The 2,789-nt window shown below is 72.8% G+C and carries 3 protein-coding genes and 1 pseudogene; 1 reads left to right on the top strand and 3 read right to left on the bottom strand.

From position 1 onward, the window contains the following. From ABD844_RS22220 to ABD844_RS22230, 3 genes and pseudogenes are all read right to left on the bottom strand, one after another. Nucleotides 1-578 (bottom strand): annotated as a pseudogene (locus ABD844_RS22220) (hypothetical protein); the annotation flags it as partial. Beyond that, nucleotides 575-1,468: an ABC transporter ATP-binding protein gene (locus ABD844_RS22225; protein ID WP_344880978.1), complete on the bottom strand. Its 894-nt coding sequence runs from the start codon at nucleotides 1,466-1,468 to the stop codon at nucleotides 575-577. The pseudogene ABD844_RS22220 and the gene ABD844_RS22225, both read right to left, overlap by 4 nt. 73 nt (nucleotides 1,469-1,541) lie before the next feature. Next, nucleotides 1,542-2,372 (bottom strand): oxidoreductase, encoded by an 831-nt coding sequence (locus ABD844_RS22230; protein ID WP_344880980.1) that lies wholly within the window; start codon nucleotides 2,370-2,372, stop codon nucleotides 1,542-1,544. Between the two features lie 235 nt (nucleotides 2,373-2,607). Here ABD844_RS22230 and ABD844_RS22235 point away from each other — a divergent pair. Further along, a partial coding sequence (locus ABD844_RS22235; protein WP_344880984.1) for a helix-turn-helix domain-containing protein occupies nucleotides 2,608-2,789 on the top strand: 182 nt, incomplete at its 3' end.

Consider the following 2,789-nt stretch of genomic DNA (forward strand, 5'->3'; position numbering starts at 1 on the left):
CCGAAGGCCAGCCCGGCGGCGGCGAGCGACCCGCCGAACAGCAGCGCGCTCCCGGCGGGGAAGCCGATGCCGGCCGCCACGTCGGCGGTGCAGAGCGCGAGCGTCGCGTTGCCGATCACGGCGACGGCGAGCGCGCCGGTGAGCTGGGCGTGGCGGCCCACGACGGCGGCCCGGACCAGCTCGGCCCGGCCCGTCTGCTCTTCCGCCCGGGTGTGCCGGGTGACGAGCAGGATGCTCATCAGCGCGGCGGCCAGCAGGAACTCCACCCAGTAGGCGGCCAGGAAGTACCGCTGCGCGGTGATGGCGCCGTCGCCGAACACGGGCCCCGCCAGCGCCCTCATGAACGAGCCCCTGATCATCTCGGTGGCCTCGGCCATGGCCTCGGGCGTCGGGACGACCGCGGTCGTGGCCGCGGCGTAGAAGCGCGGGACGAGGAGCGCGATGGCCAGCACCCAGATGGGCAGCTTGAACCGGTCGTGGCGCAGCGCCAGCCGTACCATCGCCCTGGTCCCGGTCAGATGACCGCCCGCTGCCCCCGATCCGGTGCGCCCGCGCGCCGGGCTCATGACCGCGGTCATGCCGCCCGCCTCTTCCCGTAGTGGCGGAGCATCAGCTCCTCCAGCGTGGGCGGATGGCTGACCAGCGAACGGATCCCGAACCCGGTCAGGTGCCGGACGGCGGCGTCGAGGTGCTCGGCGTCCACGCTGAAGCGCACGCCGCCGTCCTCCGTTCTCGGGTCGTGCACGCCGGGCAGCCGGTCGAGCCCGGTGACCGGGGACGTGGTGCCCGCCACGATGGTGGTGCGCGACAGGTGCCGCAGCTCCTCCAGCGTCCCCGACTCCACGGTTCTCCCGTCGCGGACGATGGTGATCCGGTCGGCCAGGTTCTCGACCTGGGCGAGGATGTGGCTGGACAGCAGGACGGTCCGCCCGGCTGCCTTGGCCTCGGCGACGACCTGCTGGAAGACCACCTCCATCAGGGGGTCGAGGCCGCTCGTGGGCTCGTCGAGGATCAGCAGCTCCACGTCGGCGGCGAAGGCGGCGACGAGGGCGACCTTCTGCCGGTTGCCCTTGGAGTAGGTACGGGCCTTCTTGGCGGGGTCGAGCTCGAAGCGGCGGATCAGCTCGTCCCTGCGCCGCCGGTCGAGCCCGTCGCGCAGCCGGCCGAGCACGTCGATCACCTCGCCGCCGGTGAGGTTCGGCCACAGCTCCACGTCGCCGGGCACGTACGCCAGCCGCCGGTGCAGCGCGACGGCGTCGGCCCAGGGGTCGCCGCCCAGCAGCCGCACGGTGCCGGAGCCGGCCCGCATCAGGCCCAGCAGGACGCGGATGGTCGTCGTCTTGCCCGCGCCGTTCGGGCCGAGGAAGCCGTGCACCTCTCCCGCGCGTACGGTGAGGTCGAGCCCGTCGAGGGCACGGGCCGACCCGAAGGTCTTGACCAGGCCCGAGACGGCGATGGCGGGGTTCATGGTTGCTCTCCGGAGGTCGATACGGGGACGGTCATGCGAGCGGGCCGGTGACACGGGCCGGTGGCATGGAGGGTCATGCGAGCGGGCCGGTGATCCGGGCGTCGAACTCGCGGTCAGGCAGCGACCGGTTGAGCTCCAAGAGGGCCTCGGCGTGCAGGCCGACGACGTAGCGGGTCTGTGGCCGCTCCGCCTCGACGGCCCGCAGGATCGTCTCCGCGACCACGCGGGGGTCGGTGGCGGGGCCGTCCGCTCCCGCCCGAGCGTTCAGCTCGGCCGCGCGCGCCATGGCCTCGGCGATCCGCCCGTACGCGCCGTTCCCGGAGATCTCCCTGAGCTGCCGCGCGGTGTCGGCCTCGAAGTCGGTCCTGATGATGCCGGGCTGGATGACGACCACGTCGACGCCGAACGGCCCGACCTCCATCCGCAGCGTGTCGGAGAACGCCTCCAGGGCGTGCTTGGAGGCGTGGTACCAGGCGCCGAGCGGCAGGGCGATCTCGCCGCCGATCGAGGAGACGTTGACGATCGTCCCCGATCCCTTCCGCCGCATGTGCGGCAGGACGAGCTGGCACAGCCGGGCCGGCGCGAGCACGTTGACCTCGAAGTGGGTACGGGCCGTCGCGATCGGCGTGTCCTCGACCGCGCCGTGCACGACGACGCCCGCGTTGTTCACCAGGACGTCGATGCGGTCGTGCGCGTCCAGGACGGTGCCGACGACCCGGAGGAGGTCGGCGTCCTCGGTCACGTCCATCGGCAGGGCGTGGCCGCCCGCTTCGCGGATCGCCGCCATCCGGTGCACCCGGCGGGCGGCGCCGTACACGACGTGGCCGGCGGCCAGGAGTTCGAGCGCGGTGGCGTGGCCGATGCCGGACGAGGCGCCGGTCACGAGACAGATCTTGGCACCCATTCCAGGGTCTCCTTCGTTGCCCGTCGCGCGAACGCCCATCGTTCACGCATTGGGAAAGCTACGACTGCGTTCGAGGATGCGGCAAGTCGAAAACAGCATTTCCGCAGCTCAGAGTCGTGTAGCTGGCGCAACGACGATGATGGCAAATGCAACAGGTCCGCATTCCGTGTCGCGTTCGCCGGGGTCGCGCCCGCATACTGATGCGTACGCCGCGAGCCCGCGCCAGGGAGGACGCATGCCGGGAGGCCACCTGACGTACGACGACCGCCACAAGATCGCCGAAGGGCTGGCGGCGGGCCTCAGCTATGCCGAGATCGCCCGCCGCCTGGGCCGGCCCAGGTCCACCGTGGGCCGGGAGGTCGCCCGCAACGGCGGCCCGCACGGCTACGGCCCGGCGCGGGCGCAGCGGGCGGCCGT

It is taken from the genome of Nonomuraea antimicrobica (assembly GCF_039536965.1).
GTDB lineage: Bacteria > Actinomycetota > Actinomycetes > Streptosporangiales > Streptosporangiaceae > Nonomuraea > Nonomuraea antimicrobica.

What these genes read in the sequence shown, in the direction of transcription:
- ABD844_RS22225 (WP_344880978.1), bottom strand. Translation starts at nt 1,468, where the DNA reads ATGAACCCCGCCATCGCCGTCTCGGGCCTGGTCAAGACCTTCGGGTCG.
- ABD844_RS22230 (WP_344880980.1), bottom strand. Translation starts at nt 2,372, where the DNA reads ATGGGTGCCAAGATCTGTCTCGTGACCGGCGCCTCGTCCGGCATCGGC.